This is a genomic window from Phyllobacterium sp. YR620, assembly GCF_900104165.1.
Taxonomy (GTDB): Bacteria; Pseudomonadota; Alphaproteobacteria; order Rhizobiales; family Rhizobiaceae; genus Phyllobacterium; species Phyllobacterium pellucidum.
Map to the genome: position 1 here is coordinate 386,240 of NZ_FNJP01000004.1, position 16,045 is coordinate 402,284.

Consider the following 16,045-nt stretch of genomic DNA (forward strand, 5'->3'; position numbering starts at 1 on the left):
GTAAACTCGTCGCAACCAACTCGCGCAGCAAATTTACTCCCCCTACCAAGGCACGGCGAAGTCTGCAAACGACAGGGTTTGGCGAATGCCGTGCCGTCACCAAAGCTAGGCAAACTCGTCTCAGCCAACTCGCGTAGCAAATTCACTTCCGCCGCCTGGGCTCGGCCAAGTTTCCCAACCAACAGGGCCGGGCGACTCGCTGCCGCCTACAGGGCTCGGCCAGTGCTCGGCAGATCGCTGTCGCAACCAACATTGGACAAAGTCCGCAACCAGCAGTGCTCAGCAACTTGCTGCCGCCTACAGGGCTCGGCCAAGGCGTCGGCCAGCGCTCGGCAACTTGCGGCCGCTAAAATCGCTGCGACCAGGCACGGGAAACTCATCCACCACAAGAAAAAGGCAGCCATGGGGGGACTTCCATGGCTGCCTGTCTTATTGCCCGTAACCAGCGAAGGAGCTGCTCGAGCGCATTGGTCCTGCGGTTGCCTGCCCGACAAAAGTTCGGGCACATGCCTCAAGAAAGGAATGGCCTACGCACCATTCTATCCCTGATCCTCCCGAAATTTCGGCTTTATGTGCAGGGAGGGTTTGCACATAAACGACTGGATACTTAAGACACCAGCAACCGCAGGATAAAGGTCGTCAACAACAGTGCATTTCGAAAACAACTACACGCTAAAATCGATTTCTTTATAGCCGGGGGAATTGTTCGAAACAATTAGACATTAGTCTAATATGCTGTAAATAAAGGGCTTTTCACGGCGTAGAGTGTTGTTTTTGCTCGTTCATTTTTTAGAACTCAAAATTCCATCTAAAGATGGCGCACTTCCTGCGGCCGCCGTTCCCAGTGGTCGTGGAGCCCATCCTGATACTCCAAGGGCGCCGCTACCAGGTCTTTGACAGGCATATCATCGAGGCAGGCGACATTGACGCCATAGAACTTTCCCATGCTTTCCATCTCGCCCTGACCGAACGGTTTCATGCCGCATGTGTCGCAAAAGAAATGGGTAATTGCGCCGCCGCCAAAACGATACGCGATCAATTTTTCTGACCCCGTAACGACACGGAGCTCATCGCCGCCGACGATCACCTTCCAGAAACGGCCTTTGGCACAGATCGAACAATTGCACTTGCTGGTGCCCTGGGTGAGGTCGATGTCGGCCTCGAAACGAACCGCTCCGCAATGACAGCTCCCATGATAGGTCTTTCGCATCGTTCACTCCCGCGTTCTAAATTACCAAGGAGTTAAATAACCTAAAGGTTCACTATTGGTCAAGTTCAGACGCTCTTTTTCGTCACAGTTTCTCCACGGAATTTGCCAGTTCGGATCGCAGCTTCGCCACGCGTGAATCGCGCAGTCAGTTCGTAAGACATGGAGATATGAAATGAGTGGTTCAATTACCCGCCGCGGAGCATTGCTCGGATCGATGCTGGCGATACCGGCATTGGCGTTGCCGAGGGCTTTGGCCTATGCCGCGCCGGCCGAAAGGGTTGATCTCGATGCGGCGTTCAAGGGGCTCGAGGAAAAGACCGGAGCACGCCTTGGGGTTGCAGCACTCGACACGGCGAGCGACAGCAAGATCGAATACCGCGCGCATGAGCGCTTTGCGATGTGCAGCACGTTCAAGTTCCTGGCCGCGGCAGCGGTACTGGCGAAAGTCGATCGCAAGGAAGAAAAACTTGATCGGGTCATTAAATATGGCAAGGGCGACCTTGTTGCCGGCTCGCCCGCCACGGGAAAGCATGTCGACGAGGGCATGACCCTTGCTGCACTCTGCGAAGCTGCGATCACGTTGAGTGACAATACCGCCGGCAATCTCCTGCTGGATAATCTCGGCGGACCGAAGGGCCTGACACAATATGCGCGCAGCCTCGGCGATGCGACGTTTCGACTGGACCGGCGCGAGACAGAACTGAACGAGGCGACGCCTGGCGATCCGCGTGACACGATCACGCCAGCACACATTTTGAAAGACCTGCAGAAGACGGTTCTCGGCAACGCGCTCTCGAAATCCTCACGCGATCAGCTCATCGAGTGGCTGCTTGCGAACAAGACCGGCGACAAACGTCTGCGCGGCGGCTTGCCCAAGGGCTGGAGCGTCGGCGACAAAACCGGTACCAGCGACAGCGGCATGGCCAATGATATCGCCGTGATCTGGCCTCCAAGCCGCAAGCCGATCCTGCTGGCCGTCTATCTCTACGATCCGAAGGGAACCGCGGATAGCCGGAATGAAATTCACCGGAAGGTGGCAAGCCTGGTCGCTGAGAACATTTGAGATTTGCCGCGCGGCGATCCGGTCGCCGTCCAAACAGAACGCGGGCAGAGTGGTCCCCTGTTGTTATCAGTTCCAAGTGTGCCGCACAGTTCCCACGGCGGTTGCCCTGGGCGGTCCCCTCTTGCGTCATCTAAAGGTCGTCTGCACTGCGTCGCCTCGGGCCGTCGTTTCCGCCATCCACGGGCTCTCTCACTTCCGTCATCCGCGGGATCCTCCCTCCGTCTTTCTTGGGCCTTGTTTGCCCCGCGAGGAAGAATGGCCCTCCGGCATAAGTTTGCGCCGCGAAGGGAAGAGTGGGTCCTCGGGTCTAACGCCCGAGGATGACGGCGGAGAGGATGGATGATGGGAATTTATGCGAGGACTGCCGCCACTCAGCCACCGAAGTCCGCTCGTTCGACTCCGTCCTACGGATAAACATCGGACGGGGGAGTGCAGACGGCGGACTGACCCACTACCGTCCCCAGTGGCCGTGCTCACTTCCTCCATCCTTCGGCAGTCTGCACTGCCGTCACCGCGGGCGCTGTTCGGCCACGGAGGGAGGACGTCCCTCTGACTCCCCTCACTTCCGTCATCCTCGGGCCCTTGTCCCGAGGATCCATCGTCGACGCTGTTTGCGCCGCGAAGGGAAGAGTGGGTCCTCGGGGCTAACGCCCGAGGATGACGGCGGAGAGGGTGGATAATGGGAACTTATGCGAGAAGCTCCGCCATTCAGCCATCGAAGTCCGCTCGTTCGACTTCGTCCGATGGATAAACGTAGGACGGGAGGTGCAGACGGCAGACCGCCCCACTGCCGTCACCTTGGGCCTGTTCCGCTTCCTCCATCCTCCAGCAGTCTGCACTGCCGTCACCGCGGACGCTGTTTGGCCACGGAGGGAGAACGTCCTCTGGCTCCCCTCGCTTCCGTCATCCTCGGGCCCTTGTCCCGAGGATCCATCGTCGACGCTGTTTGCCCCGCGAAGGAAGAATGGGTCCTCGGGTCAAGAGCTCGGAGAGGGTGGATAATGTAAACGCACGCGAGGAGCGCCGCCACCCGGCCTCCGAAGGGTCTGCCTACCCCACCCGACCTGCTACTGGCGCGTCAGGCTCTCGCTCTTGCAAATGAGGCCGCCCATGACACAGCCTGAAAGCGAAAGGGTCGCCCCCGTCGCCGTCGCCTTGCCATTATAGGTCTTGCCCTCATCGAGCTTGTTGACCGTTCCCTTGTAGGAACCGCTCTTGCCGGACATCGAGCCGATCGACTTTCCCTTGTATTCGCCGGTCATCACCGTGCCGCAATAGGTATCTGTCCCACAGGACGAATACTGAATGATGGTGCCGTTTGGCCGCTTCCACGATCCGACGATCGCCTCTTCTGCAAGGGCAGGGCCAGCCATAAGGACAAGGCCGGTGCAGGCCAAAACTATATTGCGCTTCATGAATTTCCTCCCGATACGCGGCGATCTCTCCAGCATCGCCTTTCTTACGCAAACGTAAACGTAATTCAAAAAATCAGGGAAAGAAAGCAGTCCCAGCCAGAAATCCGCCTGTTTTCAAGCCGCGTGGCGCGCGGGTGAATTGCCAAGTTCAAATTCGCAAACCGCGCGTTTGGTTATCAAACCCTTCAGCCCGGCAGATCCGATTTTAGGCAAATTTGCGGCAAATGCCTGCAATTGCTGGCGTGCTATATTTAATGAATTGCGAAGTTTACGAGTTGTTTTTGTTTTGTTTGTGCGCGGTTAATCATGGCTTTTAACAGCAATTTCAAGCCTATCGTTCATTCTCGAAAGCATCGAAAGAGCACGCCGAAACAAACGAATGGCGGTTCTCAGAAGTCTAACAGGGCTTTTCGTTCGACGCGAATTTGGTTCAACAAGGGGTTTGACTGAAATGGCACGCTTTGATCTTCAGACTGTCGAAACCGGCGACGCCGGTGGCTCCGCCCAGACCGACATCCTCTTCGAAATGGGCATTATGTATGCGACCGGTCGAGATTGCGCCATCGACCTGGTGGCTGCGCACAAATGGTTCAACATTGCCGCCATCAAGGGCTGCGATCGCGCCGCGGAACTGCGGGCCGAACTTGGCAAGACAATGTCCAAGATTGATCTCGCAACCGCCCTGCGCGAAGCCCGCGAATGGATGACGGCACACTGATCTGTCGGAATGGACACAACCTTAGCGTGTAGAAAATTCTCTCGTCTGCACTCTATGGATAGATTGCCAGCCGTGGATGGACGCAAGATTGTGATTACAGTATAAGTTACCCATACTGCTACGCTACAACTATAGGTATTGTATTTATTGCAACCACGGCGGACGGACATTCATGGATGAACTCGAAGAATTGCTCGCTAGGCTCACGGCTGCCCAAAGGCAGCTGATAACGAGCTCAGCCAAGACCAAGACATTTCCTGACAACAATACTTTGCAGAAGATCGCAACGCTGGCCCTCAACATTTCATCGGTCGAGACCATGATTGTTGAGACGCAAGGCCGCGCGCAGCTGGCAAGGCTGGCCAAGGCAAACGATTAGAGCACGTCTTGTTTAGATAGTATCGGTCTGCCGGGGGAGATCATAGAAACAAACCGGCCGCCGGGACGGCCGGGTTATCCACAACGGATCGATCAGACGCCAGCCGGGCCGACGCGCGATGCTTCAAACAGGAACCAATGGCGCCGCTCGGACTCGTCGATATAGTTCTCTATGATGCTGGTCGTGGCGCTGTCATTGTATTCGCTGCAAAGCTCATGCACCTGGCGCAGATAGCCGATGAAGCTCTTTGTATCGTCGCGCAGCTCGGCGATCATGTCTTCAGGCGTCACGAAATTCGCGTCATTGTCGAGAAGGCGCTGTTTCGACGAAATCTGCCCGATGGACTTGAGCGTGGTGCCGCCGATCTTGCGGACGCGTTCAGCAAGAACGTCGGTCATGGCGAAGATCTGTTCGCCCTGTTCGTCGAGCATCAGATGATAGTCGCGAAAATGCGGGCCGCTCATGTGCCAGTGAAAATTCTTGGTTTTCATGTAAAGCGCGAATGTATCGGCAAGCAGCGCATTGACGGCGGCGGAAATATCGCGCGTCGCCTTTTCCCCAAGGTCGGTAGGGGTGGCGAGGGGCGCGCGCTTTATCGTCTGGAGGGATTTTGTGGCCATAGGTAATCTCCTGAATTAAAGGCGGGAACATAGCCCGGCGCCCGCTGCTGCGGGCCCCGCGCCACTTTCCTAGCATGCCGAAGGCGTGCTTGCTGCCTCAAATCTTTGAAGAATCATTGCCCGCGTCTTCAAACCGCACGAGCGACGACTTCTCTTTGACCTGCGTGCCTTCGCTGGCAATTTCGGCAATCCGGCCATCATGCGGTGCGGTAATCGAGTGCTCCATTTTCATGGCTTCGAGGACGAGCAAAACCTGCCCCTTCTTGACCTGATCGCCCGCGGCAAAGCGCACAGATTTCACGAGACCCGGCATTGGCGCGGCAAGGCGATCGCCGCCACCGCCCGCCGCTTCGGCAAGGAGGAACGGGTCGGCAACGCTGAACGCCGCCGCCGCGCCCTTGGCAAGCACCGCGACCCCATGCGGTATCGTCATGGCCTTGGCGTGAAGATTTATGCCCTTGCCGGTGACATGCCACGTGGCCGGTCCATGGCGAACGCGCAGTTCCTCCGTACCGGCGGGACTGGAAATCCCGTATCGCTCATCGCCGAGAACCGACACCTCGTAACGAGTGATCGCTCCGTTTTCCTCAAGCATCACAGGATAGGCGAGGGCCGCATGATGGCTGTAGCCGCGCAGGGCGGTCCAGGGATCGGTGGAAACCGGGCGCTTGAACAGGCCGCTTGCAAAGAGGATGGCGAGTTCCTTCGCCCCTGCTTCAATCGCGACTGGCGCGATAAGCCCGGCAAGATCGCGGTCGATCAGCCCCGTATCGACATCGCCTGCGGCAAATCCGGGATGTCGCACCAGCGCCGCGAGAAAGGCCGTGTTCGTGACCGTCCCGGCGACTTCCGTCTCGCTCAGCGCGTTTTGCATCGCACGGAGCGCGGCAGCCCGATCCGCGCCGTGAACCACAAGCTTGGCGATCATCGGATCATAGAACGGCGAAATCTCGTCGCCGCTGCGAACCCCGGTCTCGACCCGTACCGCGCCGTCCTTGACGGCATTGGGGAAAGCGAGATGATAAAGCGTCCCGGTGGCAGGCAGGAAGCTCTTTGCCGGATCCTCGGCATAGAGGCGAACCTCGATGGAATGGCCGTTAAGAGGGATATTCTCTTGAGCCAATGGCAGCTTCTCGCCGGCAGCCACACGCAATTGCCATTCCACAAGGTCGAGACCGGTGATCATTTCCGTCACGGGATGTTCGACCTGAAGGCGCGTGTTCATCTCCATGAACCAGAAGCGGTCGGGCCGCAGGCCTTCCGTTGCGTCGACGATGAACTCAATCGTGCCTGCACCGGAATATTTGATCGCCTGCGCCGCCTTGACCGCGGCGCCGGTCATCGCCTCGCGCATTTCCGCGGTTATTCCGGGGGCAGGAGCCTCCTCGATCACTTTCTGATGTCGGCGTTGCAGCGAGCAATCGCGCTCGTAAAGGTGAACGGCATTGCCATGATTGTCGCCGAAGACCTGCACTTCGATATGCCGGGGCTTCGCGATGTATTTTTCGACGAGAACCCGGTCGTCGCCGAAGGCACTCTTGGCCTCGCGGCGGGCGCTACCGAGGGCTTCGGCGAAGTCGTCGGGACTGTCGACCTTGCGCATGCCCTTGCCGCCGCCGCCAGCGCGGGCCTTGATCAGCACCGGATAACCGATTTCACGCGCTTTGGATGCGAGCACGACGAGTTCCTGCGCCTCGCCGTGATAGCCCGGGACGACGGGGACGCCGGCCTTTTCCATCAGACGCTTCGCCGCGTCCTTCAGACCCATCGCGCGGATCGAATCCGCCGAGGGCCCGATGAAGACGAAGCCGGCCTTGACCACGGCATCAACGAAACCGGGATTTTCCGAAAGGAAACCGTAGCCGGGGTGGATTGCTTCGGCTCCCGTATCGAGCGCCGCCTTGATGATGTGGTCGGCGCGAAGATAACTGTCGGTGACCGGCGCCGGACCGATATTCACGGCCTCATCGGCCATGCTGACATGCAGCGCATGGGCGTCCGCATCGGAATAGACCGCCACCGTACTTATGCCGAGCTTCTGCGCCGTGCGAATGACACGGCAGGCGATCTCACCGCGATTGGCGATCAGGATTTTGGAGAACATTTTCGTCATGGTCTTTTTCCCCTACATCCTGAACACGCCGAAGCGGGTTTCTTCCACCGGCGCGTTCAGCGCGGCAGAGAGCGACAGCGCCAACACATCGCGGCTCTTGGCGGGGTCGATGATCCCGTCATCCCAAAGCCGTGCCGACGAATAGAGCGGATGACCCTCGCGCTCGTATTTTTCGAGAATCGGCGCGCGGAACGCAGCCTCTTCAGGCGTGGTCCATTCACCGCCCTTGCGTTCGATGCCTTCGCGCTTGACCAGGGCAAGCACCGTAGCGGCCTGTTCGCCCCCCATCACTGAAATGCGGGCGTTCGGCCACATCCACAGGAAGCGCGGCGAAAAGGCCCGTCCGCACATGCCGTAATTGCCGGCGCCGAACGAGCCGCCGACAATCATCGTGACCTTGGGTACCCGCGCCGTTGCAACGGCCGTGACGAGCTTGGCTCCGTCCTTGGCAATGCCGCGCGCCTCGTAGGAGCGGCCGACCATGAAGCCTGTGATATTTTGCAGGAAGACGAGGGGAATGCCGCGCTGGGTGCATAGCTCGATAAAATGCGTACCCTTGAGTGCGCTTTCCGAAAAGAGCACGCCATTATTGGCGATGATGCCGACAGGCATGCCGTAAAGATGGGCAAAGCCCGTGACCAGCGTCGTGCCGTAGTTCTGCTTGAACTCGTCGAACTCCGAGCCGTCAACGATGCGGGCGATCAGTTCGCGCACATCGTATGGCTGGCGCAAATCGGTCGGAACGATGCCGTAGAGTTCGGCCGGGTCATACAGCGGCGGACTCACTTTGCGAAGATCGAGCCCTATCGTCTTCTTTCGATTGAGATTTGCGACAATGCGGCGGGCAATGGCGAGCGCATGTGCGTCATCCATCGCGTAGTGATCGGCCACACCGGATTCGCGTGTGTGAAGATCGGCGCCGCCAAGGTCCTCAGCCGACACGTCCTCGCCCGTCGCCGCCTTGACCAGCGGCGGACCACCGAGGAAAATCGTTGCCTGCCCCTTCACCATGATCGTTTCTTCCGACATCGCCGGAACGTAGGCGCCGCCCGCGGTGCACGAACCCATGACGACGGCAATTTGCGGAATGCCCGCCGCCGACAAATTGGCCTGATTGTAAAAGATACGGCCGAAATGCTCGCGGTCTGGAAACACTTCATCCTGGTTCGGCAGGTTTGCGCCGCCGGAATCGACGAGGTAAATGCAAGGCAGGTTGTTCTGGAGCGCGATTTCCTGGGCGCGCAGATGCTTCTTCACAGTGAGCGGGTAGTAGGTGCCGCCTTTGACCGTGGCATCGTTGACAACGATCACGACTTCCTTGCCCGATACCCGCCCAATACCTGCGATAAGCCCGGCAGACGAAATGTCGTCGTCATACATGCCCCAAGCGGCAAACTGACCGATTTCGAGAAAGGGCGAGCCTGCATCCAGGAGTTGGGCCAGGCGGTCGCGCGGCAGAAGCTTGCCGCGCGACGTATGGCGCTTGCGCGCCTCTTCGGTGCCGCCAAGATTGACCTTTGCTGCCTTAGTCTCGATTTCGCTGACCAGCGCCTGCATCCGCGCCCGATTCGCGATAAAGACGTCGGACGTGGTGCTGACCTCGGATGAAAGAATCGTCATGCGGTCTCCTGTGGGATCAATTGATTGGCAGCGGGGACTCGAAACGCGACAGGCAGCTATTGTGACTCTGCAAACATCTCCCTGCCGATCAGCATGCGGCGAATTTCGCTGGTGCCGGCTCCGATTTCGTAAAGCTTTGCATCGCGCAGAAGTCTGCCGGTCGGATAGTCGTTGATGTAGCCGTTGCCGCCGAGCGCCTGGATGGCCTCGAGCGCACACCACGTTGCCTTTTCGGCGGCGTAGAGAATACAGCCGGCGGCGTCCTTGCGCGTGGTTTCGGCGCGATCGCAGGCCGCCGCCACCGCGTAGACATAGGCGCGGCAGGCGTTCATCGTCGTATACATATCGGCGAGCTTGCCCTGCATGAGCTGGAACTCGCCGATCGGCTGGCCGAACTGCTTGCGCTCATGCACATATGGAACGACCACATCGAGGCAGGCCGCCATGATGCCGAGCGGACCGCCGGCAAGAACGACGCGCTCATAGTCGAGGCCGGACATCAGGATTTTGACGCCCTTGCCTTCCTCGCCAAGGACGTTCTCGAAGGGGACCTCACAATCCTCGAACACGAGTTCGCAGGTGTTCGAACCGCGCATGCCGAGCTTGTCGAGCTTCTGCGCCGTGCTGAACCCCCTGAATTCCTTCTCGATCAGGAAAGCCGTGACGCCGCGCGAACCGGCAGCAGCATCCGTCTTGGCATACACGACGAGTGTATTGGCGTCCGGACCATTGGTGATCCACATCTTGTTGCCATTAAGCACGTAGCGGTCGTTCTTCTTGTCGGCCCGGAGCTTCATCGAAACGACGTCTGACCCGGAACCAGGCTCCGACATCGCAAGTGCGCCTACATTCTCGCCGGTACAGAGTTTCGGCAGGAATTTTGCCTTTTGCTTGTCGGTGCCCCAGCGATTGATCTGGTTGACGCAGAGGTTTGAATGCGCGCCATAGGAAAGGGCGACCGAAGCCGATGCGCGCGACAGTTCTTCCATCGCCACCACATGGGCGAGGTAACCGAGCCCGGAACCACCAAATTCAGGATTGGCAGTCATGCCAAGAAGGCCAAGCGCACCCATCTCCTGCCACAGCTGCATGGGAAACTGGTTGGTGCGGTCGATCTCCGACGCGAGCGGCGCAATCTTCTCCTGGGCGAAACGATGTACGGTGTCGCGCAGCGCCTCGATCTCTTCAGATACTCCGAACCTTAGTCCTGACTGATACATTGCGTCCTCCCGTGGTAGCTGTCTCGATCTTCTTGGCGCCAACAAGGCGCAATCCCATCTGAACGTATTTTTCCGCAACCTCGGTGACAGTAAGCCTGTCATCGCTACGGAACCAGAGATTGATACCGGTCGTCATTCCAATGATCGCGCGTGTCATCAGCGCAATGTCATCGATGACGAACTGCCGGGCATCGAGCCCGTCGTCGAGAATTTCGCGCAAGCTGTTCTCGTATCGCCCGCGCAAGGCGACGATCACGGCGCGATTGTCGGCGCTGAGGCTGCGCAATTCCATATTGCCGATATGCACGTCATCGCGTCGATCGGCATGATAAGTGATGTGGAATCGTATGAAAGCGGCGAATCGCTCGACGGGCTCTTCCACGCCAGAGCTGGTCTCCTCCCATGCGTCGATCAGCCGGACCATGTGCGCCCGCATGAGCGAGAACAGCAATTGCTGCTTGTTGGGATAATAGTGATAGAAGGCCGCCGACTGGACGCCAACCTCATCAGCAAGCTGGCGCATCGACATCGCCTCATAGCCGACGCGCGCAATAAGACGCTTCGCAGCCGCGTCAATCGCGCTGCGTGTCTTAACGCCTTCAGATCCTGTGGTTCGTGCCATGGCGGGTTAATAAAACGATCGTTCGATTAATTCAACCCTACTTTTCCTATACGAAAGTCTGCATGGCAAGGAGCGAAAGGTGCATGTAGGATCACACTGTTAGAGCTTTTTGATGATTCATTTTCAGAGCAGGTTTTCATGATCGATTACCGAATCGCCCGCAAAACTATTGCCCTCGTCGCCGTCCTCGTTCCTTTGAACTACGCCTTGCCCGCCAGCGCTCTCAGCATGAAAGAATGCAGCGTCAAATACAAAGCTGCGCAGGCGGCAGGTCAAGCAGCTGGTGTGTCGTGGAATGATTTTCGCAAGGCCAATTGTGCAACCGATGCCGCAAAGACGCCGGCAGCGGCAGCTGAAAGCGATGCCCAGCCATCCGATGCCACCGCAGCGGAGGAACCTGTCGCAAAGCCGAAAAAGTCGCCAAAGAAGACCGACACCACGGCGACATTGAACTCCGGCAAGGCGACGTACCCCTCATCGGTGGCGGCGAAATTTGCTTCAGAAACGCCGGCCAAGGCGAGGATGCACACCTGTCTCGAGCAATATCACGCCAACAAGGAGAAGGGCACTTTGGGCGGCATGCGCTGGATCCAGCAGGGCGGCGGTTATTACTCGACGTGCAATGCGAGGCTCAAGGGCAACTGATGCCGCAGAACTGCTGCCGATGCATTCCTTGAAATTCGGCGGCGGGACAGTCGATCTCCCTGAACAGAGGATCGTGTTTGAAGCCGTTTACCTTTGGCTTTTGAAATCCAGCCCGCGAAAAGCCGTCGCCGCAACGATCAGCCATCCAAGAATAAGCAGTGAGCCGCCAAGCGGCGCTGCAAAGGCGAAGAGCCGGTCGCCGGTATAATCGCGTGCAGCAAGATCGCCGATAAAGAACAGGAGCCCGAGCACCAGCACCAGACCGCCGAAATAGGCGGCCTTGCTCGTCCTCGCGAGAATAGCGAGGGCAAGAAACGCCGGCGCATGGATGGAAAGGATCGGCGCAATCGTCGCCATATGTCCGCTTGCGCTATGAGCGGCGGCCGCATAGGCGGCGATACCGGCCGCTCCGAAAAGACCGCCAAGGCCAACAAAGGCGCGATTGATATCCACCGGGGTTTCTCCGTGATTTTGAGGCTCAGGCAAGTGAGGCAAGGGCGAGCGGAAGCTGCTCGGCGAAATAATCGAGTTCGTGTTCCAGCCCCACACTCACCCGAATGCAGCGGTCGAGCCCGGGCGCCATGGGCTTGCGCACAAAGACGTCGCGCTCGATCAGCGCGTTGAGGACGGAGAGCGCGAAGGGCCCATCACGGCCGCAATCGATAGTGACGAAATTCGTGGCGGACGGGATGGCACTCAAGCCATTTCCGGCGGCGATCTGCGCGATACGGTCGCGACCGGCTATGATCCGCGCGATGACCGATGTCAGGTAATCCTGATCCTTCAACGCGGCGAGCGCTGCCGCCTGGGTCAGCCGGTTCATGCCAAAATGGTTGCGTATCTTGTCGAAGGCAAGGATTTGCCGCTCAGCGCCGATGGCATAGCCACAGCGCATGCCGGCAAGGCCATATGCCTTGGAGAATGTGCGCATGCGCAACACGTTGGGGCGCGAAACGTCGATCGGCGGCATGGCAGAGGCAGGCGCGGTTTCGCCATAGGCCTCGTCGAGGATCAGCATCGTCGTGGTAGGCAGCCTTGCGATGAAACGCTCAATATCCGCCGCTGCCCACCACGTTCCCATCGGGTTGTCTGGATTGGAGAAATAGATCAGCGGTGCGTTGTCGCGCTCGACGGCGTCAAGCAGAGCGTCAAGGTCTTCCCTGTCATCGCGATAAGGCACCGTGACCAGTCGTCCGCCAAATCCCGCGACATGGAAATTGAATGTCGGATAGGCGCCGAGGGAGGTGACGACGGGCGTACCCTGCTGAACATATTGGCGCACCGCAAGCCCGAGCAGCGTATCGACGCCTTCGCCGACGACGACGTTGCCCGGCGCGACACCGAGATGGGCAGCCAGCGCCTGCTTCAGATCGAAGTTCTCCGGATCGGCATATTTCCAGGCATCCGCTGCATTTTCCTGCATGGCGGCAATGACTGACGGCGCCGGACCGAAACTGTTTTCATTGGCACCAAGGCGCGCCCGGAAAACGCGGTTGCGTTTGCGCTCGAGCGCCTCAGGGCCGACGAATGGCACTGTCGAGGGCAGGGAATCGATGAGGGGGGTAAATTGCGGTTCCATGGCAAAAGCGATAGCAGTTTTTGCGTGCGTGAAAAGCAAAACTTCTGCGTTTACTTGGCCGACAGCGGATTGATCTTGCGGCCGTCATTGCCAATCATCGGTTTTATCGCCGCCCAGAACGCGGGTATCAGACAGGCCATCAGGACCCACCATGATGGCCGGATCGAGTGGCTGAAACTGAGATTGGCGAGGAGGACGCGGGACGGGGGGATCCGCGTCGCAATGGCGAACCAGGCATATTCGATAAGGACTGTTCCAAACGCCGCGATGACGGCAACGGCGATGAGCGTCGGTACTGCCGCTATATCAAAATCCCACACCTTGGCCACGCGATAGGCGATAAGCGCGAGCAAAAGCCCCGCCATTAAGGTGGGCTCCGTCACATCGGCCTTCGACTGCATGAAGAAATGCAGGATACCGAGGGCGGCCAGCGGATAAGCCAGACGGTGCAGCCTGTTCCAGTTTTTCCCCATGCGCCGGATCGTGGCATCCGTCGAAGTGACGCCGAGCGCTACCAATCCGAGGAGGGTGACAAATCCGATGAGGAGGTAGATGCGCAGCCAGATTTCGGTGGCGACCCTTGAAAGGTTGAAGTTCTGATCGACGATGTAGAGCGAGAAATGCAGGAGCGCGTAGGCAAGGGCCGTCAGCCCCAATATGCGCCGGACAAGAATGAGCTTCGACCAACGCGTAATGGCGCGAAGCGGTGAAATCGTCAGCGAGACCAGAAAGAAACGGATGGCCCAATCGCCCGTCTCGTGGATCGCCTGGGTAATTGGCCGTGGCCCCAGAATGTTGGTCTTGTAGCTTGCAGCAATCCACAACAGAGGCAGAAAAGCGACCGCCAGCGCTGCGATCTTGATGACCGATGGCTTACCGGCTCGATCATTCCACGGATACTTCATGGCGATCCTGTTTTGGCGTTTCGTCTGCGTCATTTACGGCCATAACCGACCCGAAGGTTCAACACAACAAGCCGTGAAAGCGCCAATGCGCCTGCCATTTTCTCGGAACCATATCGGCCCCCGCCGGGTTTTCCCTCCGAATGAAACAGGAGAGGTCACAATGAACAAGGTTCTCACACTGACGGCAGCCGCGTTGTTTGCAACGACCGGTTTCGCCCTTGCGCAGGACGTGCTCGTGGAAGTGCCGCAGGGCGCCCGTGACTACGTGATCGCGAATCCGTCCGATCCGGTGGTGCTCGACGACAGTGTTTCGCAGGGCTATGTCGTGCCGGAGAGGATCGTCATCCATGAAATTCCGGATAATCCCGATTTTGGCTATGTCTACGTCAACGGCCGCCCGGTGATCGTATCGATGCGCAACCGCCAGGTGGTCTACCTGTCCGAAAGTTCAAAAGCCGTGCCGGACGATGCGATAACCTATATTGAGCGACATCCGGTCGACACAGTGATGATCGATGGTCCCGTTTCGAGCGGCACGGTCATTCCGGGAGATGTGATGCTCACCGATATCCCGGACCAGCCGCGCTATTCCTACGTCTATGTCGACCAGAGGCCCGCGCTCATCGACCGGAGCACGAGACGCGTCGTTTGGGTGCGTTAAACCGATAGCTCTCGATCACGGCCCGAAGCCGGTTGCGCCTGCAGCCGGCTTCGTCGTGTTTGGCAGTTGCTCACGGTGCACATTTGCGTCATCCGGTTCAATCTGGGGGCGACATCTGCGCGCCCGCCAATTATAGATAGGCCCTTCGTCACGTTCCGGCGCAGCCCATCTGCATCATCAGGGAGTCCGACATGGAGTATCGTCAGCTTGGCCGCTCCGGCCTCATCGTGTCTTGCTTGAGCCTCGGTACGATGACCATGGGCGGCAAGGGCAATTTCGCCAAGACCGGCGACACGGACCTTGAAGGCGCGAAGCGTCAGATCGGCATGGCCCTCGACGCCGGCGTCAACCTTTTCGATACGGCGGATATCTATTCGGCCGGCGCCTCGGAGGAGATCGTGGGCCAGGCCCTGAAAGGCAAGCGCGACAGCGTCCTGATCGCCACCAAAGCGCGGTTCCGGATGGGCTCCGAAATCAACGATGCCGGCCTGTCGCGCTACCACATTATCCGCGCGGCCGAGGCCAGCCTGAAGCGGCTTGGCACCGACCATATCGACCTTTACCAATTGCACCAGTGGGACGGGCTGACGCCGATCGATGAAACGCTTGAGGCGCTCGACACGCTTATCCGATCCGGAAAAGTGCGCTATGCCGGCGTTTCGAATTTCTCGGCATGGCACCTCATGAAGGCAATCGGCACCGCGGCGCTCAAGAACTACATAGCGCCGATCAGCCAGCAGATTCACTACAGTCTCGAAGCCCGCGAAGCCGAGTATGAGCTCATTCCGGCAACGCTCGACCAGCAGCTCGGCGTGCTTGTCTGGAGCCCGCTCGCCGGTGGCCTGCTTTCCGGCAAATATCGCCGCGACAAGGACGCGCCCGAAGGCACGCGGCAACTCGCCAATTGGGGCGAACCGCCTATCCGCGACCAGGAGCGGCTCTACGATATTGTCGACGTGCTGGTTGAAATCGCAGAAAGCCGCGATGTGTCTGCGGCGCAGATCGCGCTAGCCTGGCTGCTCGGGCGCTCGGGCATCACGTCCGTGATAGTCGGCGCGCGCACGGACGAGCAACTTGCGGACAATCTCAGGGCCGCTGAAATCAGCCTGACTTCCGAGGAGCGGGAAAGGCTCGACAAGGTGAGCCTTCTGCCGTTGATCTATCCCTATTGGCATCAGGCGCGCACCGCGTCCGATCGCCTGTCGCAGGCCGATCTTTCCCTGATCGAGCCACATCTATAAGCCACACACAACCGGCGAAGGTGGAGCGCCGGTC

At 58.8% G+C, this 16,045-nt stretch carries 16 protein-coding genes; 6 read left to right on the forward strand and 10 right to left on the reverse strand.

Going from position 1 to position 16,045, the window contains the following annotated elements; genetic code table 11:
• Positions 1-808: 808 nt before the first annotated feature.
• Entirely contained in the window at positions 809-1,210 is a 402-nt protein-coding gene (locus BLR72_RS16055) for a GFA family protein (protein ID WP_091950197.1), read from the reverse strand.
• A gap of 172 nt (positions 1,211-1,382) precedes the next feature.
• On the opposite strand from BLR72_RS16055, the gene bla reads away from it, so the two are divergent.
• Positions 1,383-2,273 (forward strand): class A beta-lactamase, encoded by an 891-nt coding sequence (bla, locus tag BLR72_RS16060; RefSeq protein ID WP_244506724.1) that lies wholly within the window; start codon positions 1,383-1,385, stop codon positions 2,271-2,273.
• A 1,067-nt stretch (positions 2,274-3,340) separates the two neighbouring features.
• Here the strand turns inward: bla and BLR72_RS16070 are convergent.
• A complete protein-coding gene (locus tag BLR72_RS16070; RefSeq protein ID WP_091919208.1) occupies positions 3,341-3,688 on the reverse strand; it encodes a DUF2147 domain-containing protein in 348 nt (115 codons plus the stop codon).
• A gap of 451 nt (positions 3,689-4,139) precedes the next feature.
• On the opposite strand from BLR72_RS16070, the gene BLR72_RS16075 reads away from it, so the two are divergent.
• Together BLR72_RS16075 and BLR72_RS16080 are read left to right on the forward strand one after the other, a co-directional pair.
• A complete protein-coding gene (locus BLR72_RS16075) occupies positions 4,140-4,406 on the forward strand; it encodes an SEL1-like repeat protein (RefSeq protein WP_027229913.1) in 267 nt (88 codons plus the stop codon).
• A 172-nt stretch (positions 4,407-4,578) separates the two neighbouring features.
• Positions 4,579-4,785, forward strand: coding sequence for a hypothetical protein (locus tag BLR72_RS16080; RefSeq protein ID WP_027229912.1), 207 nt, complete (start codon positions 4,579-4,581; stop codon positions 4,783-4,785).
• Positions 4,786-4,877: 92 nt separating this feature from the next.
• Here the strand turns inward: BLR72_RS16080 and BLR72_RS16085 are convergent, their stop codons facing one another.
• The 5 genes from BLR72_RS16085 to BLR72_RS16105 form a co-directional block, all read right to left on the reverse strand.
• Positions 4,878-5,405, reverse strand: coding sequence for a Dps family protein (locus tag BLR72_RS16085; RefSeq protein ID WP_027229911.1), 528 nt, complete (start codon positions 5,403-5,405; stop codon positions 4,878-4,880).
• Positions 5,406-5,502: 97 nt separating this feature from the next.
• Complete coding sequence (locus BLR72_RS16090) at positions 5,503-7,509, reverse strand: acetyl-CoA carboxylase biotin carboxylase subunit (RefSeq protein WP_091950314.1); 2,007 nt, start codon at positions 7,507-7,509, stop codon at positions 5,503-5,505.
• A 21-nt stretch (positions 7,510-7,530) separates the two neighbouring features.
• Entirely contained in the window at positions 7,531-9,138 is a 1,608-nt protein-coding gene (locus tag BLR72_RS16095; protein ID WP_091950201.1) for a carboxyl transferase domain-containing protein, read from the reverse strand.
• A 56-nt stretch (positions 9,139-9,194) separates the two neighbouring features.
• Complete coding sequence (locus BLR72_RS16100; protein WP_091950203.1) at positions 9,195-10,358, reverse strand: isovaleryl-CoA dehydrogenase; 1,164 nt, start codon at positions 10,356-10,358, stop codon at positions 9,195-9,197.
• Positions 10,324-10,980 (reverse strand): TetR/AcrR family transcriptional regulator, encoded by a 657-nt coding sequence (locus BLR72_RS16105; RefSeq protein WP_091950205.1) that lies wholly within the window; start codon positions 10,978-10,980, stop codon positions 10,324-10,326. Before BLR72_RS16105 ends, BLR72_RS16100 begins: the two co-directional genes overlap by 35 nt.
• A 138-nt stretch (positions 10,981-11,118) precedes the next feature.
• Here BLR72_RS16105 and BLR72_RS16110 point away from each other — a divergent pair, with 138 nt between their 5' ends.
• Entirely contained in the window at positions 11,119-11,625 is a 507-nt protein-coding gene (locus BLR72_RS16110; RefSeq protein WP_175492378.1) for a hypothetical protein, read from the forward strand.
• Between the two features lie 87 nt (positions 11,626-11,712).
• On the opposite strand, the gene BLR72_RS16115 is transcribed toward BLR72_RS16110, so the two are convergent.
• The 3 genes from BLR72_RS16115 to BLR72_RS16125 are packed head-to-tail and all read right to left on the reverse strand — an operon-like array spanning position 11,713 to position 14,142.
• Positions 11,713-12,078 carry a DUF423 domain-containing protein gene (locus tag BLR72_RS16115; protein ID WP_091950207.1) on the reverse strand — a complete coding sequence of 122 codons (366 nt, stop codon included), beginning with the start codon at positions 12,076-12,078 and terminating at the stop codon, positions 11,713-11,715.
• A 25-nt stretch (positions 12,079-12,103) separates the two neighbouring features.
• On the reverse strand, positions 12,104-13,204 hold the full coding sequence (locus BLR72_RS16120) for a pyridoxal phosphate-dependent aminotransferase (RefSeq protein ID WP_091950318.1): 1,101 nt from the start codon (positions 13,202-13,204) through the stop codon (positions 12,104-12,106).
• Positions 13,205-13,254: 50 nt separating this feature from the next.
• The gene (locus BLR72_RS16125; protein ID WP_091950209.1) at positions 13,255-14,142 is read right to left on the reverse strand and encodes a protein-methionine-sulfoxide reductase heme-binding subunit MsrQ; all 888 of its coding nucleotides are present in this window, start codon (positions 14,140-14,142) and stop codon (positions 13,255-13,257) included.
• Positions 14,143-14,269: 127 nt separating this feature from the next.
• Between BLR72_RS16125 and BLR72_RS16130 the strand changes: the two genes are divergently transcribed.
• Positions 14,270-14,770, forward strand: a complete 501-nt coding sequence (locus BLR72_RS16130; RefSeq protein ID WP_091950211.1) for a DUF1236 domain-containing protein — start codon at positions 14,270-14,272, stop codon at positions 14,768-14,770.
• A 191-nt stretch (positions 14,771-14,961) separates the two neighbouring features.
• Entirely contained in the window at positions 14,962-16,011 is a 1,050-nt protein-coding gene (locus BLR72_RS16135; RefSeq protein WP_091950214.1) for an aldo/keto reductase, read from the forward strand.
• The last annotated feature ends 34 nt before the right edge of the window (positions 16,012-16,045 follow it).

Bases quoted from the DNA above. Each gene is read 5' to 3' on its own strand.
- bla (WP_244506724.1), top strand. From the start codon at position 1,383: ATGAGTGGTTCAATTACCCGCCGCGGAGCATTGCTCGGATCGATGCTG.
- BLR72_RS16135 (WP_091950214.1), top strand. From the start codon at position 14,962: ATGGAGTATCGTCAGCTTGGCCGCTCCGGCCTCATCGTGTCTTGCTTG.
- BLR72_RS16055 (WP_091950197.1), bottom strand. From the start codon at position 1,210: ATGCGAAAGACCTATCATGGGAGCTGTCATTGCGGAGCGGTTCGTTTC.
- BLR72_RS16090 (WP_091950314.1), bottom strand. From the start codon at position 7,509: ATGTTCTCCAAAATCCTGATCGCCAATCGCGGTGAGATCGCCTGCCGT.
- BLR72_RS16105 (WP_091950205.1), bottom strand. From the start codon at position 10,980: ATGGCACGAACCACAGGATCTGAAGGCGTTAAGACACGCAGCGCGATT.
- BLR72_RS16120 (WP_091950318.1), bottom strand. From the start codon at position 13,204: ATGGAACCGCAATTTACCCCCCTCATCGATTCCCTGCCCTCGACAGTG.
- BLR72_RS16110 (WP_175492378.1), top strand. From the start codon at position 11,119: ATGATCGATTACCGAATCGCCCGCAAAACTATTGCCCTCGTCGCCGTC.
- BLR72_RS16070 (WP_091919208.1), bottom strand. From the start codon at position 3,688: ATGAAGCGCAATATAGTTTTGGCCTGCACCGGCCTTGTCCTTATGGCT.
- BLR72_RS16100 (WP_091950203.1), bottom strand. From the start codon at position 10,358: ATGTATCAGTCAGGACTAAGGTTCGGAGTATCTGAAGAGATCGAGGCG.
- BLR72_RS16130 (WP_091950211.1), top strand. From the start codon at position 14,270: ATGAACAAGGTTCTCACACTGACGGCAGCCGCGTTGTTTGCAACGACC.
- BLR72_RS16085 (WP_027229911.1), bottom strand. From the start codon at position 5,405: ATGGCCACAAAATCCCTCCAGACGATAAAGCGCGCGCCCCTCGCCACC.
- BLR72_RS16095 (WP_091950201.1), bottom strand. From the start codon at position 9,138: ATGACGATTCTTTCATCCGAGGTCAGCACCACGTCCGACGTCTTTATC.
- BLR72_RS16125 (WP_091950209.1), bottom strand. From the start codon at position 14,142: ATGACGCAGACGAAACGCCAAAACAGGATCGCCATGAAGTATCCGTGG.
- BLR72_RS16075 (WP_027229913.1), top strand. From the start codon at position 4,140: ATGGCACGCTTTGATCTTCAGACTGTCGAAACCGGCGACGCCGGTGGC.
- BLR72_RS16080 (WP_027229912.1), top strand. From the start codon at position 4,579: ATGGATGAACTCGAAGAATTGCTCGCTAGGCTCACGGCTGCCCAAAGG.